This is a genomic window from Mesorhizobium sp. M0830 (genome assembly GCF_040319965.1).
Lineage (GTDB): Bacteria > Pseudomonadota > Alphaproteobacteria > Rhizobiales > Rhizobiaceae > Mesorhizobium.
Genome location: NZ_JAMYOR010000001.1, coordinates 16,915 through 38,114, shown reverse-complemented (window position 1 = coordinate 38,114; position 21,200 = coordinate 16,915). Strand labels below are relative to the sequence as shown.

The 21,200-nt window shown below is 61.6% G+C and carries 25 protein-coding genes; 10 read left to right on the top strand and 15 right to left on the bottom strand.

Annotated elements, in window-relative coordinates:
* Window positions 1-70: 70 nt before the first annotated feature.
* The gene (locus tag NKI20_RS00200; RefSeq protein WP_023759825.1) at window positions 71-238 is read right to left on the bottom strand and encodes a DUF3309 family protein; all 168 of its coding nucleotides are present in this window, start codon (window positions 236-238) and stop codon (window positions 71-73) included.
* A 291-nt stretch (window positions 239-529) separates the two neighbouring features.
* Window positions 530-1,315: a DUF1236 domain-containing protein gene (locus tag NKI20_RS00195; RefSeq protein WP_352827245.1), complete on the bottom strand. Its 786-nt coding sequence runs from the start codon at window positions 1,313-1,315 to the stop codon at window positions 530-532.
* A gap of 214 nt (window positions 1,316-1,529) precedes the next feature.
* On the opposite strand from NKI20_RS00195, the gene NKI20_RS00190 reads away from it, so the two are divergent.
* The 4 genes from NKI20_RS00190 (at window position 1,530) to NKI20_RS00175 (ending at window position 3,324) form a co-directional block, all read left to right on the top strand.
* On the top strand, window positions 1,530-1,829 hold the full coding sequence (locus NKI20_RS00190) for a DUF1236 domain-containing protein (RefSeq protein WP_023759824.1): 300 nt from the start codon (window positions 1,530-1,532) through the stop codon (window positions 1,827-1,829).
* Window positions 1,830-2,105: 276 nt separating this feature from the next.
* Window positions 2,106-2,471, top strand: a complete 366-nt coding sequence (locus NKI20_RS00185; RefSeq protein WP_352602757.1) for a PRC-barrel domain-containing protein — start codon at window positions 2,106-2,108, stop codon at window positions 2,469-2,471.
* An 84-nt stretch (window positions 2,472-2,555) separates the two neighbouring features.
* Window positions 2,556-2,834, top strand: coding sequence for a hypothetical protein (locus NKI20_RS00180; RefSeq protein ID WP_352485736.1), 279 nt, complete (start codon window positions 2,556-2,558; stop codon window positions 2,832-2,834).
* 340 nt (window positions 2,835-3,174) lie between these two features.
* Entirely contained in the window at window positions 3,175-3,324 is a 150-nt protein-coding gene (locus NKI20_RS00175; RefSeq protein ID WP_352827241.1) for a hypothetical protein, read from the top strand.
* 143 nt (window positions 3,325-3,467) lie between these two features.
* Here NKI20_RS00175 and NKI20_RS00170 read toward each other — a convergent pair whose 3' ends face one another.
* The gene (locus NKI20_RS00170; RefSeq protein WP_352827238.1) at window positions 3,468-3,908 is read right to left on the bottom strand and encodes a DUF2267 domain-containing protein; all 441 of its coding nucleotides are present in this window, start codon (window positions 3,906-3,908) and stop codon (window positions 3,468-3,470) included.
* Between the two features lie 571 nt (window positions 3,909-4,479).
* Here NKI20_RS00170 and ku (NKI20_RS00165) point away from each other — a divergent pair.
* Genes ku (NKI20_RS00165) through NKI20_RS00155 form a run of 3 tightly spaced genes read left to right on the top strand, consistent with a single transcriptional unit; the run spans window position 4,480 to window position 7,595 of the window.
* A complete protein-coding gene (ku, locus tag NKI20_RS00165; protein ID WP_352827616.1) occupies window positions 4,480-5,280 on the top strand; it encodes a non-homologous end joining protein Ku in 801 nt (266 codons plus the stop codon).
* A 51-nt stretch (window positions 5,281-5,331) separates the two neighbouring features.
* Entirely contained in the window at window positions 5,332-6,600 is a 1,269-nt protein-coding gene (locus tag NKI20_RS00160; protein WP_352827236.1) for a cytochrome P450, read from the top strand.
* Window positions 6,597-7,595 carry an ATP-dependent DNA ligase gene (locus NKI20_RS00155; protein ID WP_352827232.1) on the top strand — a complete coding sequence of 333 codons (999 nt, stop codon included), beginning with the start codon at window positions 6,597-6,599 and terminating at the stop codon, window positions 7,593-7,595. Before NKI20_RS00160 ends, NKI20_RS00155 begins: the two co-directional genes overlap by 4 nt.
* 83 nt (window positions 7,596-7,678) lie before the next feature.
* Here NKI20_RS00155 and ligD read toward each other — a convergent pair whose 3' ends face one another.
* The 3 genes from ligD to NKI20_RS00140 form a co-directional block, all read right to left on the bottom strand.
* On the bottom strand, window positions 7,679-10,222 hold the full coding sequence (gene ligD / locus NKI20_RS00150) for a DNA ligase D (protein ID WP_352827230.1): 2,544 nt from the start codon (window positions 10,220-10,222) through the stop codon (window positions 7,679-7,681).
* Between the two features lie 3 nt (window positions 10,223-10,225).
* A complete protein-coding gene (ku, locus tag NKI20_RS00145) occupies window positions 10,226-11,095 on the bottom strand; it encodes a non-homologous end joining protein Ku (protein WP_352827228.1) in 870 nt (289 codons plus the stop codon).
* A 316-nt stretch (window positions 11,096-11,411) separates the two neighbouring features.
* Complete coding sequence (locus NKI20_RS00140) at window positions 11,412-11,612, bottom strand: hypothetical protein (RefSeq protein WP_352949259.1); 201 nt, start codon at window positions 11,610-11,612, stop codon at window positions 11,412-11,414.
* 224 nt (window positions 11,613-11,836) lie between these two features.
* On the opposite strand from NKI20_RS00140, the gene NKI20_RS00135 reads away from it, so the two are divergent.
* On the top strand, window positions 11,837-12,277 hold the full coding sequence (locus tag NKI20_RS00135) for a hypothetical protein (protein ID WP_352827226.1): 441 nt from the start codon (window positions 11,837-11,839) through the stop codon (window positions 12,275-12,277).
* Window positions 12,278-12,340: 63 nt separating this feature from the next.
* Here the strand turns inward: NKI20_RS00135 and NKI20_RS00130 are convergent, their stop codons facing one another.
* From NKI20_RS00130 to NKI20_RS00100, 7 genes are all read right to left on the bottom strand, one after another.
* Complete coding sequence (locus NKI20_RS00130) at window positions 12,341-12,559, bottom strand: hypothetical protein (RefSeq protein WP_352827224.1); 219 nt, start codon at window positions 12,557-12,559, stop codon at window positions 12,341-12,343.
* A 10-nt stretch (window positions 12,560-12,569) separates the two neighbouring features.
* The gene (locus NKI20_RS00125) at window positions 12,570-12,749 is read right to left on the bottom strand and encodes a hypothetical protein (RefSeq protein WP_352827221.1); all 180 of its coding nucleotides are present in this window, start codon (window positions 12,747-12,749) and stop codon (window positions 12,570-12,572) included.
* 233 nt (window positions 12,750-12,982) lie between these two features.
* A complete protein-coding gene (locus tag NKI20_RS00120; RefSeq protein ID WP_352827219.1) occupies window positions 12,983-13,753 on the bottom strand; it encodes an SDR family oxidoreductase in 771 nt (256 codons plus the stop codon).
* A complete protein-coding gene (locus NKI20_RS00115) occupies window positions 13,750-14,745 on the bottom strand; it encodes an ABC transporter permease (RefSeq protein ID WP_352629239.1) in 996 nt (331 codons plus the stop codon). Before NKI20_RS00115 ends, NKI20_RS00120 begins: the two co-directional genes overlap by 4 nt.
* Before the next feature lie 148 nt (window positions 14,746-14,893).
* Window positions 14,894-15,934 (bottom strand): sugar ABC transporter substrate-binding protein, encoded by a 1,041-nt coding sequence (locus NKI20_RS00110; protein WP_352827216.1) that lies wholly within the window; start codon window positions 15,932-15,934, stop codon window positions 14,894-14,896.
* A 40-nt stretch (window positions 15,935-15,974) separates the two neighbouring features.
* Window positions 15,975-16,739 (bottom strand): ATP-binding cassette domain-containing protein, encoded by a 765-nt coding sequence (locus NKI20_RS00105; protein ID WP_352726547.1) that lies wholly within the window; start codon window positions 16,737-16,739, stop codon window positions 15,975-15,977.
* On the bottom strand, window positions 16,736-17,902 hold the full coding sequence (locus NKI20_RS00100; protein WP_352827213.1) for an ROK family transcriptional regulator: 1,167 nt from the start codon (window positions 17,900-17,902) through the stop codon (window positions 16,736-16,738). Before NKI20_RS00100 ends, NKI20_RS00105 begins: the two co-directional genes overlap by 4 nt.
* A 303-nt stretch (window positions 17,903-18,205) precedes the next feature.
* On the opposite strand from NKI20_RS00100, the gene NKI20_RS00095 reads away from it, so the two are divergent.
* Together NKI20_RS00095 and NKI20_RS00090 are read left to right on the top strand one after the other, a co-directional pair.
* Window positions 18,206-18,955, top strand: a complete 750-nt coding sequence (locus NKI20_RS00095) for a methyltransferase domain-containing protein (RefSeq protein ID WP_352827210.1) — start codon at window positions 18,206-18,208, stop codon at window positions 18,953-18,955.
* A 9-nt stretch (window positions 18,956-18,964) separates the two neighbouring features.
* A complete protein-coding gene (locus NKI20_RS00090; protein ID WP_352827207.1) occupies window positions 18,965-19,120 on the top strand; it encodes a hypothetical protein in 156 nt (51 codons plus the stop codon).
* Window positions 19,121-19,193: 73 nt separating this feature from the next.
* Here the strand turns inward: NKI20_RS00090 and NKI20_RS00085 are convergent, their stop codons facing one another.
* Window positions 19,194-20,498 (bottom strand): M23 family metallopeptidase, encoded by a 1,305-nt coding sequence (locus tag NKI20_RS00085; protein ID WP_352827205.1) that lies wholly within the window; start codon window positions 20,496-20,498, stop codon window positions 19,194-19,196.
* Window positions 20,499-20,646: 148 nt separating this feature from the next.
* Entirely contained in the window at window positions 20,647-21,114 is a 468-nt protein-coding gene (locus NKI20_RS00080; protein WP_352827203.1) for a peroxiredoxin, read from the bottom strand.
* Window positions 21,115-21,200 lie beyond the last annotated feature (86 nt).

Genomic DNA, 21,200 nt, shown 5'->3' with positions numbered 1-21,200 from the left:
TTGGTCGGCGTTCGTTGTCACGCCGACCACGGCGCGGGCCCCGCCCTGAGGGACAGACTGGGTCGCTGCGCTATATGCGCCCGAGGAGAGCCAGGATGATGATGATAATCAACACCAGTCCAAGCCCACCGCCGCCGTAATAGCCGGTGCCATAGAACGGCCCGCCGCCTAGGCCGCTGAGGCCGCCGAGCAAGGCAAGTACCAGTATGATGATGAGAATAATTCCGAGGATGCTCATGTCCTCTCCATTTTGCCAACGCGTGCGTTTGCCGCGTATTTTGATGAAGATGACTATGGAACGCGCAGCAAGCCGTCCTGTTCCCAGGGCGGCCCGAACACGCGATTGATATAGGCGGGAACAATCAGCCTGCAGAGCGCTGGAGAGAAAGCAGCGAGAGGGCGAGAGCCACGAAACCGCCCAGCTTTATGGCGGCGACAGCCACGGAGCAGCGTATCAGACTGGGCTTGATTATGGATATCAGTGTGGAAAGGCCCGCCATGCCTTCGGCGCGGCGGGCATGTGTCCCCGTCAGGTCAGGATAAGGACGATCTTCAGCGTATTCGGGTCGACGATCACGATGCGGCCATCGGCCAGCACGAAGTACTCGTAGCCCTCATAGGCCGGGACAATCTTGACGATACGGGCAGGCAGACGATGCAGCCGAACCTTTTTCCTGGGAATCTCAACGCCTACGCTGATGTCGAAGGTCACATTCGACACCGGTTCGACCCTGGTCTCATGGATCACGTTGACGATCTGCGTCTTCTGTTCGACCGTCACGTTGTTGATGGACGCGGTCGAGGTGTTGTCCTGGGTCGAGGTTTTGCCTTGGGCCTGCTGATTGGTGGTCATGCCGGCTTTGCCCTGCGCCTGCTGGTTGGTCTGGGTCGACGCCTTGCCTTGGGCCTGCTGGTTGGTGGTCATGCCGGCTTTGCCCTGCGCCTGCTCGTTGGTCTGGGTCGAAGCCTTGCCCTGGACCTGTTCGCCCTTCTTCGAGCCCTTCTTGCAATTGGGCATTCCAGCTGTGCAGTTGGTGCCGGCCTGATCCTGCGCCTGCTGCTCGGTGGTTGCGCCAGCCTTGCCCTGGGCCTGCTGCTCAGTCTTCGCATTGGCCTTGCCCTGGGTCTGCTCTTCGGTCTTGATCTTGCCCTGGGCCCGCTGGCCCATATTGGAACCCTTCTGACATTTGGCGGTACCCATCGTGCACTTGGTATCGCCGCCCGACTGGTTGTCCGCAGGTTGCTGCGTTTGGGCGAGTGCCGCCCCGCAACTGACGCCAAGCGCCAGCATGCTGGTGATCAGAACGCGTTTCATGGGGAATTCTCCTTGAACGTGTGAGTCCCTTCGCGGGGTAGAACTCTGACCCAAAAACTTTGTTCCCGGTCTGTTGGCGGGCGGTTCGGAGGAACAAGCTGCATCCGATGGCGTTTACGACTAGGCAGCCCGGGCTGCGGGCGGCAACGATGTGACGCAGCCGAGAGGTGGCCGGCTTTCACAGGAGACCATCCAGCTTTCAAAGGAGACCATCATGAGATTGCATCTTACCAGTGTTGCGGCGGGCTTCCTGCTGCTGGCGGGCGTTGGCGCGGCGGCTGCTCAGGATGTGGTGATTCAACCCGAGCAGGAGACGGTCATCAAGGAGTATGTGAGGAAGCAGCCTCTGGCTTCAGTTAACCTGCCCGGCGTCGAGCTCAACATCGGTTCCGCCTTGCCCGATACCGTCGAACTGCACGAGATACCCAACGTCCAATACCGCTATGTCGTCGTCGACAATCAGACGCTGCTGGTAGATCCGAGCACCCGCAAGGTGGTCAAGGTGATTCAGTGATCGGCGATCAATTCGGACGGGGGCGCTGCACGGAATTCCGACGCGCCTTTTTCCGTAGCAGAGGCGGTGAGGGTACCCTCGTCGCCTTTCGCTACTGTTCGAACCGAGGACCAGGAATTCCGTTATCGGCAGGCGTTATCGCAGCCGTGTAACGACGTGCTGTGCGACGGCCACTCCGTCGAGTCCGGACCACAGAGCACCGGCAGTTTTTTGGGAACATCAGCGCCGACCGCCCGTTTGGTGGGTATCTGACTTGGACAGAGAGGAGCTCAAGAAATGCCAACTCCGAGTGGCCATACCGACGCCATCCGCGCCTCGCGCGTGATTGGCACAACTGTTTACAACACGGCGGGCAAGGAAATTGGTACGATCGACGACGTGATGCTCGAAAAGACCGCGAATGGCATCATGTTCGCAGTGATTTCCTTTGGCGGTTTTCTGGGCATCGGTGAAAGATACCACGCGGTGCCATGGTCCCTCTTGGATTATGATCCGGACCGCGGCGGATACGTTGTCTCTTTCAGCACAGATCAGCTCAAGGCCGCGCCCGCCTACTCGATCGATGAACTCACCGTCGATGATGGAAGGCCGGCCCGCGAAGCTTCGTATCGATATTGGAGGGTCGAACCCTACTGGCACTGATCGTTATGCCAGCCCTTGCGGCGTATGCTGATGTGGGCGCGAATGCGCGCTCCGAAGGTGAATGCCGAAGCCTAGGAGAGCCCGATGACACCAGGCCCGATGACACCAGGTAAGAAACCCGTCGTCACATCCGAAGGACCAGCACTCGAAAAGCAGGATTGGGACGCGATCCGAGGCAGCGAGGTTCTTCCGGATGGTGTGCCGCCAGACGGCGACAGTCGCAACGCCACCGAGAAGAGTGGTGAATTGCCCGATGAAGAGGACGATAACGCGTACCAGAACAGCGACGAAGCGCTGCCGGATGACGAGGAAGAGCGTCTCATTTCGCAGAACCCCTCGAAGCTGGACATCGACGAGCCGTAGAATTCCCTCAGTCGACGGTTGCAGGAAGACGCGCGAAGCAGCGTGGAACGACAGCTTCCAGTCGCTGAGCTGGATAGCGACGCTCTCAAATGCTCTGTGAGAGCGGCTGGTCATTGCGCAGGGGATCGGATGTCAGGACCGACATGCCTCATCTTGTTGATCCTGAAATCCGCATCCTCCGCAGCAAGGACTAGGAGAGAGTCCACAACGAGAATCGTGCCGACGAATAGCGCGGTTCGTGGGAGATTACTGGATACGATGGAGGCAGCAGCCAATGTCACGCGGAAGCAAGAAACAAATCGGAGCGGGTTCACGTGGAAAGGGTTCCGGCACGGGCGCCATGACCATGACGCCGAAGGACAAGCTCAAGGAAAACCAGATCCTGTCTAATCGCGACAAGGCCCAGCATACCCGAGAACGTGGCCTGGATTCCAAACAGGTCGCGACCGAGCAGCGCCAGGACCAGCCTGCCAACCGTTTGCGGCACTGACGGCCCATCGGCGTCCGCAGCGCGCTGGTAACTTGCGAAAAAGAGGATTGGTGGCTTTCCGGGGTGCGGAACCCGCTTCCACTGGTTCGGGAGGCGCTGAACGTCTCCTGAGCACCAACTGAAAATGATAGGCTGGTTTAGCGCTATCGGACGCCGACGCTGTCGGGCCAGAGCGCCTGGATTTCCTTCGGCAGTGCATCCCGCACCTTTGCCGACTGGCCAAGGTCGACATGCCGCGCCAGCACCCGAAAGACCGAACGCGCCGCATCCTCGGGGTCGACAGGGCGAATGGTCTTCAATTCCTCACTGATGTGCTGCGAGAATTCTTCCAGCGAGCCTGTCTTTTCCGGCTCAGCCGCTGGCCGGTACCGGTCATAGTAGGCGCCGCGTACCAGCAGCGGCAGCTCAGCGCCCAGCTTGGCGGCGAGCCCGAGCTGCAACCTGTCCCTTAGCGTCCGCAGGACAGCGCCCAATATGTGCCAGGCAATGCGCCGGTCGGGACCCAGATCGGCCATGATCTCGTCGAGCCAGATGTTGGTGGTCTGCAGTGTCTTGTCGAAGACATCCAAGCCGGTTGCACTCATCATCGCCTCCTTGCAAACTCATGACCTGGGGCGAAACGATGCTCGGGGACAATTGTTTCGTCACCCGAAGACAAAAATTGTCTGGGGAACCGAGTTCCGGGTCCGGTTTTCCAGCCGGCCGCGTGAAACAGCGATCGGCGATCGAGCCGGAACCTTACCCGAACGGCATTCGTTCTTCGGCCGACGACTGCTCGTTCGCGCCGGTTGGTGCCGGCGACAGACCCAGCGTCGCAAGCCGAGGGCCGGCGTCGCGCCGGCAATTCAGCGACCGCCGATAGACCCGTTCGCGATGCCGGATACAAAGGAAATCAAGGCAAACGAAAGCGAGAGCCGGCAGCAGCTCCTGCAGATGATGACGACGGAGCACTTCGTGCTGGAGACCGCCAGGGCCGCCACCATCCAGGAGGCCAACCAGCGTGCCAATCTGTTCTTGACTTCGGTGTCGAGCGCTTCTGGTCAAGGCTCGCTGCCGATGAGGACGGCGATGTTGTCCACGGCCTTCAGTCGCGTGAGACCGGGAACAATCGATCTGTCTGGCGCGTTCGACTGTTTTGCATCTCAAGGTTTCCCAATGGCGCCACGTCCCTTCTGGAAAGGCTATCTGAAGCTCTCGCTGGTCACCTGCCCGGTCGCGATGACGCCCGCTACCACCGAGAGTGAAAAGGTCCGCTTCCACACGCTCAATCGCAAGAGCGGGAACCGCGTCATCAGCCAGTATGTCGATGCCGTCAGCGGTAAGCCGGTGGCTGAGGACGATGAGGTGAAGGGCTACCAACGCGGCGAGGACGAATTTGTGCTTCTCGAGGATGAGGAGCTCGACGCGGTCGCACTGGAGAGCACGCGGACGATCGATATCGATATGTTCGTCGAGGCCGACAGCATCGGCTGGATCTGGTACGACAAGCCTCACTACCTGACGCCGGACGATCCGGTCGGGGAGGAGGCATTCTCGGTCATTCGCGATGCGATGAAGTCGACCGGAACCGTTGGGATATCGCGGCTTGTGATGTATCGGCGCGAGCGTGCCGTGATGCTGGAGCCGCGCGACAAGGGCATTGTGCTGTGGACGCTTCGCTACGGCGATGAGGTGCGCGACCCCAAGGGATACTTCGGCCAGATCAGCGAGAGAAAACCTGACAAGAAGTTGATGGACATGGTCGAGACCCTGATCGACGAGCGTACCAAGCAATGGGATCCCGCCATGTCGGCAGATCCCGTCCAAGCGCGACTGCTGGAGATCATCGCCTCGAAGAAGAAGGGCAAGAAGCGTCCGGCCAAAGCCAGGGCCGAGGCTGGGCAGCCGCCCAGCAATGTGATCGACATCATGGATGCGCTGCGCAAAAGCATCCGTTCGGAGGCGGGAAAGAAATAGGTCCTTGGAGGAGGAAGGGCAGGGTGGCGGCGGCGCAAACGAGGCAAGATCATGAAGGCCATCCCCCATGAACCCGCTTTGGACAATACACTGGCACTGCTTCGCGAAGGCTACGAGTTTATCGGCCGCCGATGCGACCGGCTCAACACCGACATCTTTGTCACGCGCCTGCTGTTGAAAAGGGCGATCTGCGTCCGCGGCGCAAGCGCCGCCGAAATGTTCTATGGCGGCGACCGCTTCACCCGAAACGGTGCGATGCCGCAAACGACGCTGCGACTGCTGCAGGACAAGGGCAGTGTCCAGGGTCTCGACGATGGCGCCCATCGCCACCGCAAGGCAATGTTTCTTTCCTTCCTCCTTGCGGCGGATCAGGTGGAGCGCCTGCGTAGGATTTTCCGCGAGGAGTGGCTTGAGGCGCTGAGGCATTGGCAGCGGCGCGGCGAGATCAGCCTGTTCGAAGAGGTGAACCTCATCCTGACGAGATCCGTCGCGCGATGGTCGGCACTGCCGCTCGACGAAATCAGCGCCGAAGGCCTCTGTCGCGAACTGAGCGGCATGGTCGAGAATGCCGGCGGTTTCGGACCGAGCACGTGGCTTGCACTTTGGCGGCGCCGGCGAACGGAGCGATTTGTCGGCTCCGTGGTACGGCGTATCCGCTCAGGAGAACTCACGCTCGGCGAAAACGCACCGATCCGGATCATAGCCGAGCATCGTGATGAGACAGGAAATCTGCTCGAAATATCGGACGCAGCGGTCGAAATCATCAATATCCTGCGCCCGGTGGTCGCGATCGGCCGCTACATCGTCTTTACCGCCGTGGCGCTGAACGAGCAGCAACAATGGGCGGATCGCTTCGCAGCCGGGGATGAGGCCAGCCTTGAAGCGTTCGCCGAAGAGGTGAGACGGCTTTATCCGTTCTTTCCATTCATCGGCGGCGTCGCCCAGGAGACGTTCGAGTGGCATGGCTACAGGATCGACAAGGGCGCCTGGGTGCTGCTTGATCTCCACGGTACCAATCATGACCCGCGGCGGTTTCCCGCGCCGGACACCTTTTCGCTCGACCGCGACATTGGCTGGCGGATGCAAGGCTTCGATTTCGTACCGCATGGCGGCGGCGACGCTTCGGTTACGCATCGCTGTCCGGGCGAGGCGGTGACAGTCGCGTTGATGAAGGAGGCGATCCGTGTGTTAACCCGATCGATGGCGTACGAAATCACCGACAAAGTGTCGCCGCTGGACCTGTCTCGCATACCGGCACTGCCGAAAAACGACCTGCGATTGCGCGACATCCGCCGCAGCGACACCGGGGCAGGGCAATGAGCGGCGACTTCGCCTTGCCACTCGACACGCCTCCCATGGAAGCAAAGGCGGCAGACGAAATTCCCGAAGGAGAGGGTTGGCAATATGAGCGCAAATGGGACGGCTTCCGTTGCCTGGCGTTCCGGCAGGGCGAGGCGGTAGATTTGCGTGCGAAATCGGGCAAGCCGCTCGGCCGATACTTTCCCGAGCTCGTCGCGACATTGAAGGAGCTGCCCTCGCCCCGCTTTGTCGCCGATGGCGAGATCGTTGTCTCGATCGCCGGTAAATTGTCATTCGCCGCGCTGCAGATGCGGCTTCATCCGGCAGCGACGCGGATACGCAAGCTGTCCGTCGAGACGCCGGCCGATCTGATCTTGTTCGACATACTCTGCGACGAGCATGGAGAACTCATAACGAACCGGACGCTGAAGGAACGCAGGGCGGCGCTCGAGGACTTTGTCGCTTCGGCCGATCGCAAGAACATTCTACTCTCGCATGCTACGCGCGACGTAAGCGAGGCACGTTCCTGGCTGAGCGATGCAGGACATGGATCGACGGACGGCGTCGTCGCCAAGCGGCTCGACGAGCCGTACCGGCCAGGCGTGCGGTCGATGGTGAAGGTGAAGCGACTGCGTTCGGCCGATTGCGTGGTCGGCGGTTTTCGCTATCTCAACAACAGTTCGCAGGTCGGCTCCTTGCTGCTAGGCCTCTATGATGATGCGGGCAAGCTCGATCATGTCGGGTTCACCTCGACAATTGCAAATGACCACAGGGCCGAGCTCACCCGCAAACTCGAAGCGATGCGCGAACCGCCGGGCTTCACCGGAAAGGCGCCGGGTGGGCCGAGCCGCTGGAGCACGGAGCGCAGCAGCGAATGGGAGCCGGTTCGGCCGGAACTGGTGGTCGAAGTTCGATTCGATCATGTGACCGGCGACCGTTTCCGGCACGGCACCAAATTCCTGCGCTGGCGACCGGAAAAGGCGCCAGAGCAGTGCACGTTCGAGCAAATCGACTAGGGCAATTCCAGGCAAGATGTGGAAACGGCTTTGCCACCCGGAATTGCGTCGAGGCAAAGGCGCCTGCTCTGCGTTGATGCTCCTCAAGCCGCCTTCTTGCGCTGGCGCTCTTCGATTGGCACCGCGGCTGTGCGAAAATCTTGCCATGGATCAGAAGACAGGGAGGCAAGCCGGATTGGGGTGTTTTCCACTGTGAAATAGGCCGGCCCGACGCCGGGACCGAGTTCGTCCCATGACAACGGCATCGAGACCGCCGCTCCCGGCCGTGCCCTTGTCGAGTAAGGAGCGACCGCGGTGGCACCGCGCTGGTTGCGCAGATAGTCGATAAGGATTTTCCCGCGCCGCTTGGACTTTGTGATGGTCGCGACGTAGCGGCTGGGGCTGTCGGAGGCCATGGCGTCCGCGACTGCCTTGGTGAAGGCTTTTACGGCGGGCCATTCGGCTTGCGGCTTCAACGGCGCTACCACATGCAGGCCCTTGCCGCCGGAGGTCTTGAGGAATGGGACAAGCCCTGCTTCCCGCAGCCGCTCGCGTGTCTCGACAGCCGCTTCGGTCATCGCCTCCCAGCTCACGCCCTCGCCGGGGTCGAGATCCATGATGATCGTATCGGGACGCTCCCAGTCGCTCACCATCGACCCCCAGGGGTGAATCTCCAGCGCCGCCGACTGGACGAGACCCATCAAGCCGTCGAGATCGTTGATGCTGATCAGCTTCTCATCCGGCGGATCCCTGGGGTCCTGGACCAGCACGATGTTGGGATTGAGACCCTTCCAGGCATGCTTCTGGAAGAACTGCTCGCCTGAAATGCCGTTGGGGCAGCGCAGCAGTGCCAACGCACGCCCGACCATATAGGGCGACGCATAGCGCCAGACTTCGGCATAGTAGTCGGCGAGGCCCTCCTTGGTGACGCCTTGGTCGGGCCAGTAGAGGCGATCGGGATGGGTGAGCTTGACGGTCCGCCGCTGCGGCTGTTCGGTCTCCTTGTTCACCTTCGTCGCCTCGCGGACGATCTCTTTGGCGGGCTTGTCTTCACGCAGTCCGCGAAATGAGGCATGGCGAAGATTGCCGTCGGCGGTCCAGGCGCGAAACTCGATCTCGGCGACGAGTTCGGGTCTGACATAACGGACCTGCCGCGCCTCTTCCGCACTGAGCCGCTCGTCGAACGGGCTCGAGGCAACGCGCATGCGCTCGAGCGTCTTGAAGAGGTCCTGCGCGACCGCGGCCGTGTAACCAGTGCCGACGCGCCCGACATGGTGAAGCTTGCCTTGGTCATGGACGCCGAGCACGAGCGAGCCGATGGCATTGCGCGAGGTGGTCGACGGCACATAGCCGGCCACGACGAATTCCTGCCGCGCGGAGCATTTCGATTTCACCCAATTCCTGCCGCGGCCGGAGCGATAGGGCGCATCGCGAAGCTTGGAGACGACGCCTTCGAGGCTCAGTCGGCAGGCATGCCGCAGCACCAGCGCGCCGTTCTCCTCGAAATGCTGGCTGTAACGGATGAGCTCTGGGCCGGCGGCTGTGATCTTTCCCAACAGCTCCTTGCGTTCGGCCAAGGCGACATCGCGCAGATCGTATCCATCGAGATACAGCAGGTCGAAGACGTAGAAGCGAAAGCGATCGTTGCGCCCGGTGCTGAGATCGGCTTGCAGGGCGCCGAAGTCGGATGCGCCGACCGATGTCTCAACCACGAGTTCGCCGTCGATCAGTGCCGTGCCGACGGCGAGTTCGGCCAGCGCCGTAACGACCGCCTTGCCGAACTTCTGCGTCCAGTCGAGGCCGCTGCGCGTCAGCAGCTTCACCCGGCCGGCTTCGATCCTGGCCTGCAGCCGGTAACCGTCGAATTTGATCTCGTGCAGCCAGCGTTGACCTGATGGCGCCGTCGAAACTAGCGTCGCCAGCGTCGGCTCGACGAAATCCGGAAGCGCCGCCTTCCTGGCGCCCTTGATGCTGGACGGGTCCGTCACGTCGACAGGGGCGGTCTGCTCTTGGAGCGGGGCGGCCTTTGTGTGCCGGCCACGGGTCTTTCGGATGCGGCCGGTTCTCGATGACCAGCCGGGCTCCTCGCCGGCGATATCTTCGATCTCGCGGCCGGTCAGGACCGATTCCGGACGCTCGTCCAGGATGTCGGCCTCGCTCTTATCGCGCGCGGCGTCGTCGTCGCCCTTGATCAGCAGCCAGTTCTCACGTTCTTCCCGCGGCTTTCCGGCCATGCGCACCAGGTGCCACCGGCCGCCAAGTTTCTCGCCATGCAGTTCGAAATCCATTTGGCCCTTGGCGTAGCCACGGCGGGCATCGCCGATCGGGGTCCAGGTGCCCTTGTCCCACAGGAGGACGGCCCCGCCGCCATATTCGCCCTTCGGGATCGTCCCTTCGAAGCCGCCATAGTCCAGGGGATGATCCTCGACGTGCACGGCAAGACGCTTTTCGCCGGGGACGAGGCTCGGTCCCTTGGTGACCGCCCAGCTCTTCAGCACGCCATCCATTTCGAGACGGAAGTCGTAATGGAGCCGCGTTGCGGCATGTTTCTGGATGACGAAGCTGTTGCCGGTCTTCGCCGCCTTGCGGCCCTGCGGTTCCGGGGTGATGGAGAAATTGCGCTTCCTGCGATAGGTCTCGAGCGCCATCTGTCAGCCGGCTTTTCGACGCGGTGCGGTTTCCTTTGCCCTCGCGCGCTGCGGTTCCTTGGATTTTGCAACGCCTTTCCGCGCCGTTGGCCCCTTGTCGCCAACGCCTGCACTTTGGCGCAGCGCGTCCATGAGGTCGACGACCTTCTCGCGCTTCGGCTGCTTGCGCGGCTCGATCTTTCTGCCCTCAAGCTTCGCCTTGACGAGTTCGGCGAGCGCCGCCTCGTAGCGGTCGTCGAATGTGGTCGGGTCGAACTTGCCTCGCTTGGTTTTGATGATGTGCTCGGCCAGATCGAGCATCTCGCCCTGGACCTTGATGTCGGGTACGTCCTCGAAGGCGTCGGTCGCCGAGCGCACTTCATAGTCGAAATTGAGCGTGGTCCCGATCAGGCCCTCGTCATAGACGCGGATAAGCAAGGTGCGGACGCGCCGGAACAGAACCGTTTGGGCGATGGCGGCGACTTTCTTCCGACGCATGCCTTCACGGATGAGCGTGAATGCCTCTTCGCCATGCTTGTCCGAAGGAGCTAGGTAGTAGGGTTTGTCGAAATACACGTCGTCGACGCCCGAGCAGCCGACGAAGGCCGAGACCGACAGTGTCTTGTCGCTTTCGGGGACGGCGGCGGCGACCTCGTCGGGCTCGACCACGACATACTCGCCCGAACCTGTCTCATAACCCTTGACCTGCTCGTCCTTCTCCACCGGCTTACCGGTCTCGCTGTCGACGAACTCGCGATGAACCCTATGGCCGGTCGCGCGGTTTACCGTGTGAAAGGCAATCCGCTCGGAGGTCGAGGCGGCTGTGTAGAGCGCCACCGGGCAGCTGAGCTCCCCTACCTTCAGGAAACCTTTCCAATTTGCCCTGGGCGCCAAGATACTGCCTCGCTGGTCCAACACGTGATGAGGTGCAACGTGGCGGCGCCGGGATTTGTTCCTGGAGATAAACAATCATGCCATGCGATCGCGGCCGCCACCTGCAAACCCTATCTTCGCGCGCCTGCCGAATGGTCTCGACCGCCTGGGAGTCGCGCCCTCGCAACCACGACGGGTGGCGATCAGCCTGGAATGCCGCCGGCGCAATGAAGCGCTGCGCTGTTCGTCGTTTCACATCGGGCAGTCGAACCTTTGGGAGCGGCGGAACATCAACGGCTGCGCACCAGGCGCCGGTGGTTCGTTGGCTCATGCGATGTTACGGACCTCCGGCCATGGAGCCGACGACCACCATAACCAGCGCGTCGACGTCGATCTCGCCATCGACGACTATTTTATCGCCATCCCGTCGAACCTTGAGTTTCGACGGGTTTTCGGCCGCCTGCCTTTCGAGTTCCTCTATCACTCCGGTGATCGCCTTGACCTCGAGCGGTCGCGCTTTCATATCGCTGGCACCCATTCCAGAACACTCCTTCTTTTGGCTTGGGATAATGCTTGAATTCGTATTCGAAGCGACCCCATGGGATGCGGCGGATGTGATCCTGTCGCCAAGCTAACCCTCGAAGGCGAGGAGTGTTCCCGAACAGTGTCCAACGACGCGACCGTCAGCGGACCTCTCGCTGGGTAGTTGGAACATTTCCTGTCCGGCCCAGTTTGTTGCTAGGAGCATATCGGGAGTGACACATGGCAAAAGATGGCGATGAACATGGCCGTATCCGCGAGCGTGGGCTGAACGCAAGGCAGACGGAATCCGCGCGCAAGAGCGGATGGTCAGACCGGGTGTCGCAGGCGCCGAATGAGCCGGAGCCAATGTCGACAGGGATGGTCACCCTTGTCGACCACGAGGCTATTCGGGATTGGGCAGCAGCACGCGGTGGCTTCCCCGCGCTTCTCCCGGCCGAACCTTCTATCGAACAAAATGAGCCCTCGCTTGTCATCGTCTTCGGCCAACACACCTATCAGGACCAGGACCGAGGAGCGGATCGACCACCGACCATGGGTGGACCGGAACAGGTTGAATGGGAAGAATGGTTCGAGATTTTTGACGCCCGCGGACTGGCACTTATGGTGGCTAAGGACAGGCCCGGCGTCCGCGAGCAATTTCATGAGTTGGTAGCACGGTGAGCTGGCGGCCCCGTACGGAGATGCCATTCACGGCTCCCATCCTTCGATTTCTGCTCAGCCGAATTATGGTTGGTGCGCTGGCCTGGTGCCGCTACCTTTCATTTCTGCATCATGCGTATGGTGGCTGTCACGCTCGCCGCCGCCTCCAGAAATCTTGCTGCGCTTGCGCTGGTCGGAATCCGCGGGCGGTTTGTTGATCTTGAGCGGAGCCTTGGCATTTTCGTGTGAAGCGCCAGGGCCACCCTGCCGGATGCTCGCAGGCGTTTTCTTGGACGTGGACATCTTTCACACCTCAGCGATCTTGCTGATTGATCTGATGGGTGGTGTTGACGTTGATATTGCCTTGCTGGCCCTGCTTCTCGGGGTTGGGAGCCTGGCGTTTGCTCGCCTCATCGAGCCGAATCGACTTGCGTTCGCCGACACCCTTGGGACTCCGATTTTCGGCTGGGACCGGTGGGGGTTTCTTGCTCATGGCTGAACTCCTTCCTGGAGAAGAACCGATGGCACGGTCGATTGTTCCGCGAATTGCCGCGCGCAGTGATCATCACGCGTTCTCTGCGCTTCGGTCGGGAAGCTAAGGCTCCTGAGAAGCCGAACACAGCCAATTGCCCGGCGGTCGCTGCCGAGGTTCGCCGCGCCGTCTGCAAGCGGTCAAGCCGTTGCCGAAGTGCGAGGCTGATGCACTCGCCAACGCTTGCGCAATGCTCAAGGCGGCAAAAGCCTGAAATCATTGCCCTCGGGCAACAACTGTCCGCCGTCGACAACAATGGTCGTGCCGGTGATGTAGCTGGCGTCGTCGGAAGCGAGGAACAGGAAGGCGTTGGCGACGTCGCGCGGGCTGCCAAGGCGGCCGAGCGGAATGGAGTCCTCCATGTTCTTGATGTAGGCCGCGCCGCGATGCAGCTCGATCGCTTCGGTCAGGATGTTGCCTGGTTCGACGCCGTTGACGGTGATGCCGTAGCCGGAGAATTCGAGCGCTGCAGCGCGGATGAAGCCATTGATGCCGGCCTTGCTGGCGGAATAGTGGCCGTGGCCAGGGCTGGTGACGTGTGGGCCGGTGATGGACGAGGTGTAGAGCATGCGGCCAAAACCTTGCGCCTTCATCGGCACCAAAGCGGCGCGGCTGGCATTGAAGGTGCCGCGCAGATTGACGGCCATGACACGGTCCCAGTCGTCGGCACTGGTGTTTTCGATCAACTGCCAGGGATAGATCCCGGCATTCTGCACGATGATGTCGAGGCGGCCGTGCTGTTTGAGCGCCAGCGCCACCGCTGCCTCGGCATCGGCCATCAGCGAGATGTCGGTGCGGATGAACGGGACGGCCAGCTCGTCCGCGGTCGTTTGTCCGGCTCCATCCTCGGTGTCGGCGAGGACCAGCCGCGCACCTTCTTCGGCGAAGCGCCGTGCGATGCCCTTGCCGATGCCGCGGGCGCTGCCGATGATCAGCGCCACCTTGTCCTTAAGTCTTTCGGTCATGCCAGCCTCTGGCGAATGGTTTGCTTGAAAGCGTCGAGCAGCACGGCGGCCAGCACCAGCAGGCCATGGATGACCTGGGTGAAATTGGCCGGCAGGCCCATCAAATTAATTGCCGTATTGATGGCCGAGAGCAAAAGCACGCCGGCATAGACGCCGGGCAGGGTGCCGACGCCGCCTTTCAGGCTGACGCCGCCGATCACGACGGCGGCGAAAGCATTGAACAGCAGGCCGACGCCGAGATTGGCGGTGGCGCCCGAGGTGCGGATCGCCAGCAGCCAGCCGGCAAGCCCGGCGATGGCGCCGGCGAGTACGAAAGCGATGACGAGATTGCGGTTGACGCGGATGCCGGCGCGGAAGGTCGCGGTCTCGTTGCCGCCGATCATCACGAGATGCCGACCAAACGGCGTCTTGGCCATGATCAGCGAAAAGACGACGAAACAGGCGACAGCGATCCAGGCGGTCAGCGGCAGGCCGATCAGGCGCTGGATACCGAACCAGCGGATGGCCGGCGCGAGATCCTGTGCCGAGCGGCCGCCCGAAATGACCAGCACCAGGCCGCGCACCCAAATGTAGGAGGCCAGTGTGATAATGAAGGCGCTCATCTTCACCTTGACCACGAGGTAGCCGTTGAAGGCGCCGATGATGCCGCCGACGGCCAACGCAACGAGCAGCGAAACCGGAACCATCAGCCATTCCGGATGCAATTTCACGCCCATGCCGATGCCCGACGAGCAGAACAGGATGCCGACCGCCATGGCGCTGAGCGCGGCCACGGATTCGACCGACAGGTCCATGTGACCGGCGATGATGACCAGCGCCAGGCCGATCGACATGACGCCGAGCACGCTCGAAGCCTCGATGATGTTGGCGAAGATGCCGAGCTGGAAGTAGTTCGGGACAAAGATGGAGAAGACCACCAGCACGAACAGCAGCATGAACCAGACAAGGTTATCGAGAACGAACTCCAGGGCTTTGCGTGTGCGCGGGTTCATAGGATGATCCGGTTGGCGCATGCCCCGCGAAATCAATTCGATTTCGTCGGTTTCAGGCGCGGAGTCAAATTCGCCACGGCGGCCTTTCGGACGCGGCGTTGTGAAAGGGCAGGCTCCGGGCCGTACGGCCCGGAGCGCTTTCAGATGACTATTCGACGGACTTGATGGTGTCCGTCGGCGGCTTCTGGTTGCCCCAGAAGGCCGGGTTGTCGACATTTTCCTTGGTAATCGCGGCGCCGGGGATCTTGATGTTCGGGCCCCAGGCTTCCTTGGTCACGGTCGATTTCAGGCCGAGCACGTCGTATTCGCCGGGCTTGATCTCTTCCTTTTTGACGATCTTGTCCATGAACATGGCGACAGCCGCGGCCTGCGCGTAAAGCGGCTGCTCGACTTCGACGTTGAGCCAGCCTTTGCGGATCAGGTCGAGTCCGACCGGCGCGCCGTTCGAGCTCATCAGCATGACGTCACCCGGCTTCTTGCCGGCGGCCTCGAGCGAGGCGACGGCAGCGACCGACAGGTGCGCGGCATGACTGAAGATGAGGTCTATGTCGGGGTTTGCAAGGATCTGGTCGTTGACGATAGTCCCGGCTGCATCCGCCGCCCACTGCATGGCCGGAAGCGAGATGATCTTGACGTCCGGGAACGCCTTCATCTTCTCCTCAAAGCCCTTCTGGATGTCGAGCGTATAAGGGTCACCCGGATCGCCGAGCACCTGCAGCACCTTGCCCTTCACCGAGCCGTTCTTGGCTTTCAGCAGTTTCTCGGCCTGGTCGGCGGCGACGTAGCCGATCTCGACCGTTCCGGCGACAGAGGTGAAGTCGGAGGGCGTAGCGGTGATCTGGCGGTCGAACTCGACCACGGGGATGCCGGCCGCACGGGCGGCCTCGACGGACGGTTTCAGCGCATTGAAATCGACGGCCGCCAGAATGATGGCCGCCGGCTTCAGCGCGATGACGTCGTTCATCTGCGATTGCTGAGCGTCGGTCTTGTTGTCGGCGTTCAGCGTCTTCATCTCATAGCCGGTCTGCTTCAGGAACAGCTCCAGAGCGCTCACCGAGCCGGTCTGGAACTCGTCCAGCAGTGTCGGCACCAGATAGTAGACGATACCCTTGGACTGCGCGAATGCCGGCGTGAGCGTGGCAAAGGCCAATGCCAGGATACCGAAGACAGCAAGAAGTATTCGCTTCATGTCGTTCGCTCCTCTTAAGCCGGACCCCTCTTTTTGTCCCTCAGCCCGCCGGTCCGGCACCGGCAAGCGTCTCCCCGGTGATCATGTTGATCACCGCGTCGGGACTTGTTTTATTGCGTGCGACGTCGCCCGCCACGACGCCTTGCCGGATCACAACGATCCGATCGGCGACCTGGAAGGCCTGTTGCATAATGTGAGTGATGATGACGACGCCGATGCCCTGGTTGGCCACCTGGCGGATCATGTCGAGACCGCGCCGCGTCTGCTCGACACCAAGGGCTGCGAACGGTTCGTCGAGCAGCACCAGCTTGCCGCCCCAGTGCACGAAGCGGTTGAGTTCGATGGCTTGCCGCTGACCCCCCGAAAGGTGCTCGACATTGGTGCGCAGCGACGGAATACGGGTGCCGGCACTGGCCAGCGCCTTTCCGACGACGGCTTCCATGGCGCGCTCATCGAGCACGGGAATGCCAAAAACCTTCCTGGTGATTTCGCGGCCCATGAAGAAATTGGCGACCACGTCGACGTTGGTGCACAGCGACAGGTCCTGATAGACGGTCTCGATGCCCGCCGCCTTGGCCTCGGCGGGTGTTCGGGCAAGGAACTCCTTGCCTTCGAACAGCATGCGGCCCGAGGTCGGCTCCAGCCCGCCAGCGATGATCTTGACCAGTGTCGATTTGCCGGCGCCGTTGTCGCCCAGCAGCGCCACGACTTCGCCCTTGCCGATCGAGAAGCTGATCCCCTTGAGCGCTTCGATGGCGCCATAATTCTTGGTGACGTTGTCGAGCACCAGCAAGGGTTCGTTCATGCCGCAATCTCCCTGCCTTTGAGAAGGTCGCGCTCGCGTTCACGTTCGGCAGCGAACATCTGGCCGAAGCGAGGCGACAGCACGCCGGAAACCGCAAGGGCGGCAGCGCCGCGCAACACCGAATGTTGGCCGCCGCGCGCGACGAGGATTCGAGGTGTCGTGCGGTCCTGCCGTGCCGAAACGGAGTTGTGCAGGCCGACAGTCGAACCAGCAAGCCGTTCGAGCAGATCGGTGGATGCCAGCCCGCCGAGGATGACCGTTTCAGGGTCGAACAGGTTCTCGATGGTGGCAACGGCATTGTGAAAGATCGGTGCGACTTCGGCCACCCATTCGGCCTCGCCGCCCGTCCAACGCCCCCGCGCTTCGAGTGACAGGTAGCGTTCGAGACAGCCTCGGTTTCCGCACGGGCAAGCGTCGCCACCGGGAACGACCGGAATGTGCCCGATCTCGCCGGCATTTCCCCAGGCGCCGCGCAACGCGGAGCCGTCATGAACCATGACCCCGCCAAGGCCAACGCCGAAATAGAGATAGTAGTATTCGGAAAACTGGGCGCCGAGGCCATAGAGGCGCTCGCCCATGGCTGCAGCCGCCATGTCGGTTTCAAAGAAGGCCGGCAGCCCGGTGGAAGTCGCCAATCGCTCGCCAAGTGCCACGCCCTTCCAACCGGTCATAGTGGTTGGGCCGACGAAACTCATGGATTCGACATCGAATGGCCCGGGCAGGGCCAATCCCACGCCCAACACGCGCCCTCCAGCCCGCAGTCGGGTCAATTCGATCACCATCGCTCCGATTAAATCGAAGGCATGGTCCGGCGTCGCGTTCGGCGCCTCGCGGTAGGTGCTCTCGATCACGTCGCCGCTCAGATTGATCAAGGCTGCACTGATACCAAGCGGGGTAATGTGAACGCCGACGGCATAGCCGCCCTCGGGATTGATGCGCAGGGTCGCCGGGGGCAGGCCGCGCCCCTTAGGCTCTTCGCGCAGCGACAGGATATAGCCTTGCTCTTCCAACTCGCGAACGATGGTCGATACGGTCTGGACGGTGAGCCCGACGCGCCGGGCGATCTCGCCGCGGGCGATCGGCCCATGCAGGCGGATGGACTCAAGCACGATCCGCCGGTTGTACGGCCGCCCGAACTCCTGATTGGTCCCCCGCAGTGCCATGATTTGCGCGCCCTTAGGAGAGATTAGCTTCGCACCTGCTATTTATTCAGTCAAATGGAATTCAAAAATAAATTGATGGGGCGAATCCAAATCCAGAGAAGGCCGTGGACCGCACACCCGGTTCAGGACCTGCTCACGCGTCGTCGTAGGCCGATTGCCACCATGTCGAACCGCGCCAAGGGTGAGTGAACCAGTCGACCCACAAGCGAGGAAGGCAGTGCGAAACTCTGAGGGGCTTGATCTTTACTGTCGCTCGCGCACTCGAATTCTGGTACAGGGCCAGTTTTTGGAGGGGGAAGTTTTGTGGGCAAAGACTTAAGCAAGGAGTACGGACCGGCATTCTTTGAATCTCGCAGCCGGGAGGTTGGTATTGCTGAAACGGTCCTGCGCCCTTTGATTAGCCTACTGCGGCCGGAATCCGTTGTCGACTTTGGAACAGCTACGGGATCGTGGCTCGCCGCGTCAAAACACCTGGGCGTGCAGAAAATAAGAGGTATCGACGGACCTTGGGTGCCCGCAGAGCAGAGGCTCATCGCCCCACACGAATTCACCGAAGCGAATTTTGAAGAAGAGTTGCCCGACCTTGGCCGATTCGATCTGGCGATTTCGGCAGAAGTGCTGGAGCATATCTCTGGCCCGGCGTCTCTCAGAGCCGTCGAGTGGCTGTGCCGCAGCGCGCCGGCAGTGCTGTTTTCTGCCGCTATTCCGTTTCAGGGCGGCATGCACCACATCAACGAACAATGGCAAAGCCATTGGGCAAATGCCTTCGAAACATATGGCTTCAAAGCCTACGACATAATCCGGCCGGTGATTTGGACTGACACGTCAATCCCCGTTTATTACCGGCAAAACCTGATCTTTTTGGCTGACGACGAGACCGCAAGAAATCATGGTCTCGTCCCGGTCGCCCCTGCGTTCCTTGATCGCGTTCACCCTGAAGAGTACTTTTCAAAGGTGACAAAGCTAAAGCGGCGCACCATCACGGGGCGCATCAAATGGCTGCTTGCCGGCATGCATCGGCCGGAACGGTCCACGCTCCCGCAAAAGAGCTAAGCGGCAAAGATGGCGATGAGCATGCAGGGCATATCGACGCTGGTGCCATTTGAGGCTGAGGTGGAACGCGTTTGGATGCCGACCAGTATTATGGGCTTCGACAATCTGCGCCCGCCCCGCAAGGGGAAATCCCCGAACGGCGACAAGATTCCGAAGAAGGAATGACGTCTGGCGAGATGGAGGTTGCCCGAACGGCTCGATTGCCTGAGAGCGGGATTCAGCTCCCGGCCTGCGCGCCTTAGAGGTACTGTGCGACCTTCCTGCCGACGGTGAGGAAGCGCAAGGGATCGATCGCTTCGCCATTGTGGCGGACTTCGTAATGCAGATGCGGGCCGGTCGAGCGGCCGCTGCTGCCGGTCTTGCCGATGACGGCGCCGGCATCCAGTTTCTCGCCCACGGTCACGTCGATCTCGCTGAGATGCCCGTAGCGCGTCGCAAAACCATTGCCGTGGTCGACTTCCACCATGCGGCCATAGCCGCCGTTCCAGCCCGCTTTGGTGACGATTCCGGGCGCCGTGACCTTGGCGGCCATGCCGATCGGCGCCCTGAAATCCATGCCGGAATGCAGCGCGGCGGTGCCGAGGAGGGGATCGGTGCGCACGCCGAACGGGCTGGTGACGGAATGACCGGGGGCCGGGTTGGTGAGCGGCAGCCGGCGCGCTTCCCTCTTGAGATGGTCGAGCGCGTCAAGCGCTTCGTCCAATTCCTTGACCTTGCTGTCGAACTTCATCGAGGAGTCGAGCGGGATCAGCGGTCCGCCGACATCGCTATCGCCCTTGCCGAAATCGCTGTCGACCGGCAGTCCTGCTGCCTGAAGCGCCTGTGTGATCGCGTCGGCGCTCTTATACGCGTTGTCGGCAAGCGTGCTGATGCGGGTCAGTTGGTCATTCTCGATGGATTTCAGCGACTGGTTGATCGACACGAACAATTTGTCGGCACGATCGGCGGCGGAATCGTTGGGCAGCGGATCGGAGCGGGTCGACCATAGCGAAAACGGCCTGGTGTCGCCGGCGCCGAGGTCGGCGCTAAGGCTGGCGACCGCATAGTTCTGCGCTGGCTCCTTGATGCTGCCGGTCACTTCGGCGCGTTTGTCCGGTTTGCCCACCGCTGCCGGATCTTCGGCTGGCGCCGCGCCGACTTCGTTCTCCGCACGTTCGAGCAGCGGGCCAAGCCGACCGTGGCGCTGGCTCAACTGGCTCTGCCGTTCCAGCAGTTCGCTGACCTTGGTTTCCATCAGTTGTTGGTCGAGCAACTGGCGGCTGGTGATGCGGTCGACCTGGGCGCGAAGCGCGGAAATGCGATCTTCATAGGCTTGCTGCATGCGTGCCTGCCGCGCCGTGGTGGCGCCGATCAAATCGTCACGCAGCACGAGATAAGAGGTGGCCATGAGGTAGCCGATGGCAATGGCGGCCAGTGCCGAGCCGACAAAGGCCGCGAGCCAGGGACGGATCGTGAAGTGCCTGATCTCGTTGCCCCGGGCGATGATGACCGTATGGGGCTCCTTGCGCCTGCCGAAGACTGCTGACTGACCGGTTGCGTTCACGGGACCAAGCTTTCGGTTACGACACCACGACAGCTTGACTACACATTATTAAGGTTAACAAAGGCTTGTGGTGCACCGGCTTGCGGCGGCACCCGTCAGGCGAGCATAAGCTTTGGGGGGAACGCACGAACAGCCGTGCCGGCAAACCTCAAAGCGCGCGAACGGCCTCGAGCACCTCCTCGGCATGGCCCTTGACGCGGACCTTGCGCCAGATCCTGGCGATCCGTCCGTCGCGGCCGATCAGGAACGTCGCGCGCTCGACGCCCATGTATTTGCGGCCATACATCGATTTCTCGACCCACAGATGGTAGGACTCGATCACCTTGCGCTCCTCGTCGGCGGCAAGGTCGATGGTCAGATTGTATTTCGACTTGAACTTGTCGTGCTTCCTGGCGGTGTCAGGCGACAGGCCGATCACTACGGCCCCCGCCTTCTCGAAGTCTGGCTTCAGCTGCGAAAAGCTGATCGCCTCTTGCGTGCAGCTTGTTGTGTCATCCTGCGGATAGAAATAGAGGACAATGGGCTTGCCGGAGAAGGCGGCAAGGCTGAGCGATCCGCCGCCGTCGCGCGGCAGATCGAATTGCGGCGCAAGATCGCCCACGTCGAGGTCAGCCATACCGATGCCCTTGTTTGAGGTTACGCGCGAAGCCACACCGATATAGTGTCGAGCGGGGAGTCGTCCACGATCGAGTTCGTACAACG

Coding starts and splice junctions, on each gene's coding strand:
- NKI20_RS00140 (WP_352949259.1), bottom strand. CDS start 11,612: ATGGGTGCCAGCGATATGAAAGCGCGACCGCTCGAGGTCAAGGCGATC.
- NKI20_RS00100 (WP_352827213.1), bottom strand. CDS start 17,902: ATGGCACTGCGGGGGACCAATCAGGAGTTCGGGCGGCCGTACAACCGG.
- NKI20_RS00160 (WP_352827236.1), top strand. CDS start 5,332: ATGAAGGCCATCCCCCATGAACCCGCTTTGGACAATACACTGGCACTG.
- NKI20_RS00115 (WP_352629239.1), bottom strand. CDS start 14,745: ATGAACCCGCGCACACGCAAAGCCCTGGAGTTCGTTCTCGATAACCTT.
- NKI20_RS00195 (WP_352827245.1), bottom strand. CDS start 1,315: ATGAAACGCGTTCTGATCACCAGCATGCTGGCGCTTGGCGTCAGTTGC.
- NKI20_RS00190 (WP_023759824.1), top strand. CDS start 1,530: ATGAGATTGCATCTTACCAGTGTTGCGGCGGGCTTCCTGCTGCTGGCG.
- NKI20_RS00175 (WP_352827241.1), top strand. CDS start 3,175: ATGACCATGACGCCGAAGGACAAGCTCAAGGAAAACCAGATCCTGTCT.
- NKI20_RS00180 (WP_352485736.1), top strand. CDS start 2,556: ATGACACCAGGCCCGATGACACCAGGTAAGAAACCCGTCGTCACATCC.
- NKI20_RS00135 (WP_352827226.1), top strand. CDS start 11,837: ATGGCAAAAGATGGCGATGAACATGGCCGTATCCGCGAGCGTGGGCTG.
- NKI20_RS00170 (WP_352827238.1), bottom strand. CDS start 3,908: ATGAGTGCAACCGGCTTGGATGTCTTCGACAAGACACTGCAGACCACC.
- NKI20_RS00125 (WP_352827221.1), bottom strand. CDS start 12,749: ATGAGCAAGAAACCCCCACCGGTCCCAGCCGAAAATCGGAGTCCCAAG.
- NKI20_RS00185 (WP_352602757.1), top strand. CDS start 2,106: ATGCCAACTCCGAGTGGCCATACCGACGCCATCCGCGCCTCGCGCGTG.
- NKI20_RS00120 (WP_352827219.1), bottom strand. CDS start 13,753: ATGACCGAAAGACTTAAGGACAAGGTGGCGCTGATCATCGGCAGCGCC.
- NKI20_RS00110 (WP_352827216.1), bottom strand. CDS start 15,934: ATGAAGCGAATACTTCTTGCTGTCTTCGGTATCCTGGCATTGGCCTTT.
- ku (WP_352827616.1), top strand. CDS start 4,480: ATGGCGCCACGTCCCTTCTGGAAAGGCTATCTGAAGCTCTCGCTGGTC.
- NKI20_RS00130 (WP_352827224.1), bottom strand. CDS start 12,559: ATGTCCACGTCCAAGAAAACGCCTGCGAGCATCCGGCAGGGTGGCCCT.
- ligD (WP_352827230.1), bottom strand. CDS start 10,222: ATGGCGCTCGAGACCTATCGCAGGAAGCGCAATTTCTCCATCACCCCG.
- NKI20_RS00155 (WP_352827232.1), top strand. CDS start 6,597: ATGAGCGGCGACTTCGCCTTGCCACTCGACACGCCTCCCATGGAAGCA.
- NKI20_RS00105 (WP_352726547.1), bottom strand. CDS start 16,739: ATGAACGAACCCTTGCTGGTGCTCGACAACGTCACCAAGAATTATGGC.
- NKI20_RS00200 (WP_023759825.1), bottom strand. CDS start 238: ATGAGCATCCTCGGAATTATTCTCATCATCATACTGGTACTTGCCTTG.
- NKI20_RS00080 (WP_352827203.1), bottom strand. CDS start 21,114: ATGGCTGACCTCGACGTGGGCGATCTTGCGCCGCAATTCGATCTGCCG.
- NKI20_RS00090 (WP_352827207.1), top strand. CDS start 18,965: ATGGCGATGAGCATGCAGGGCATATCGACGCTGGTGCCATTTGAGGCT.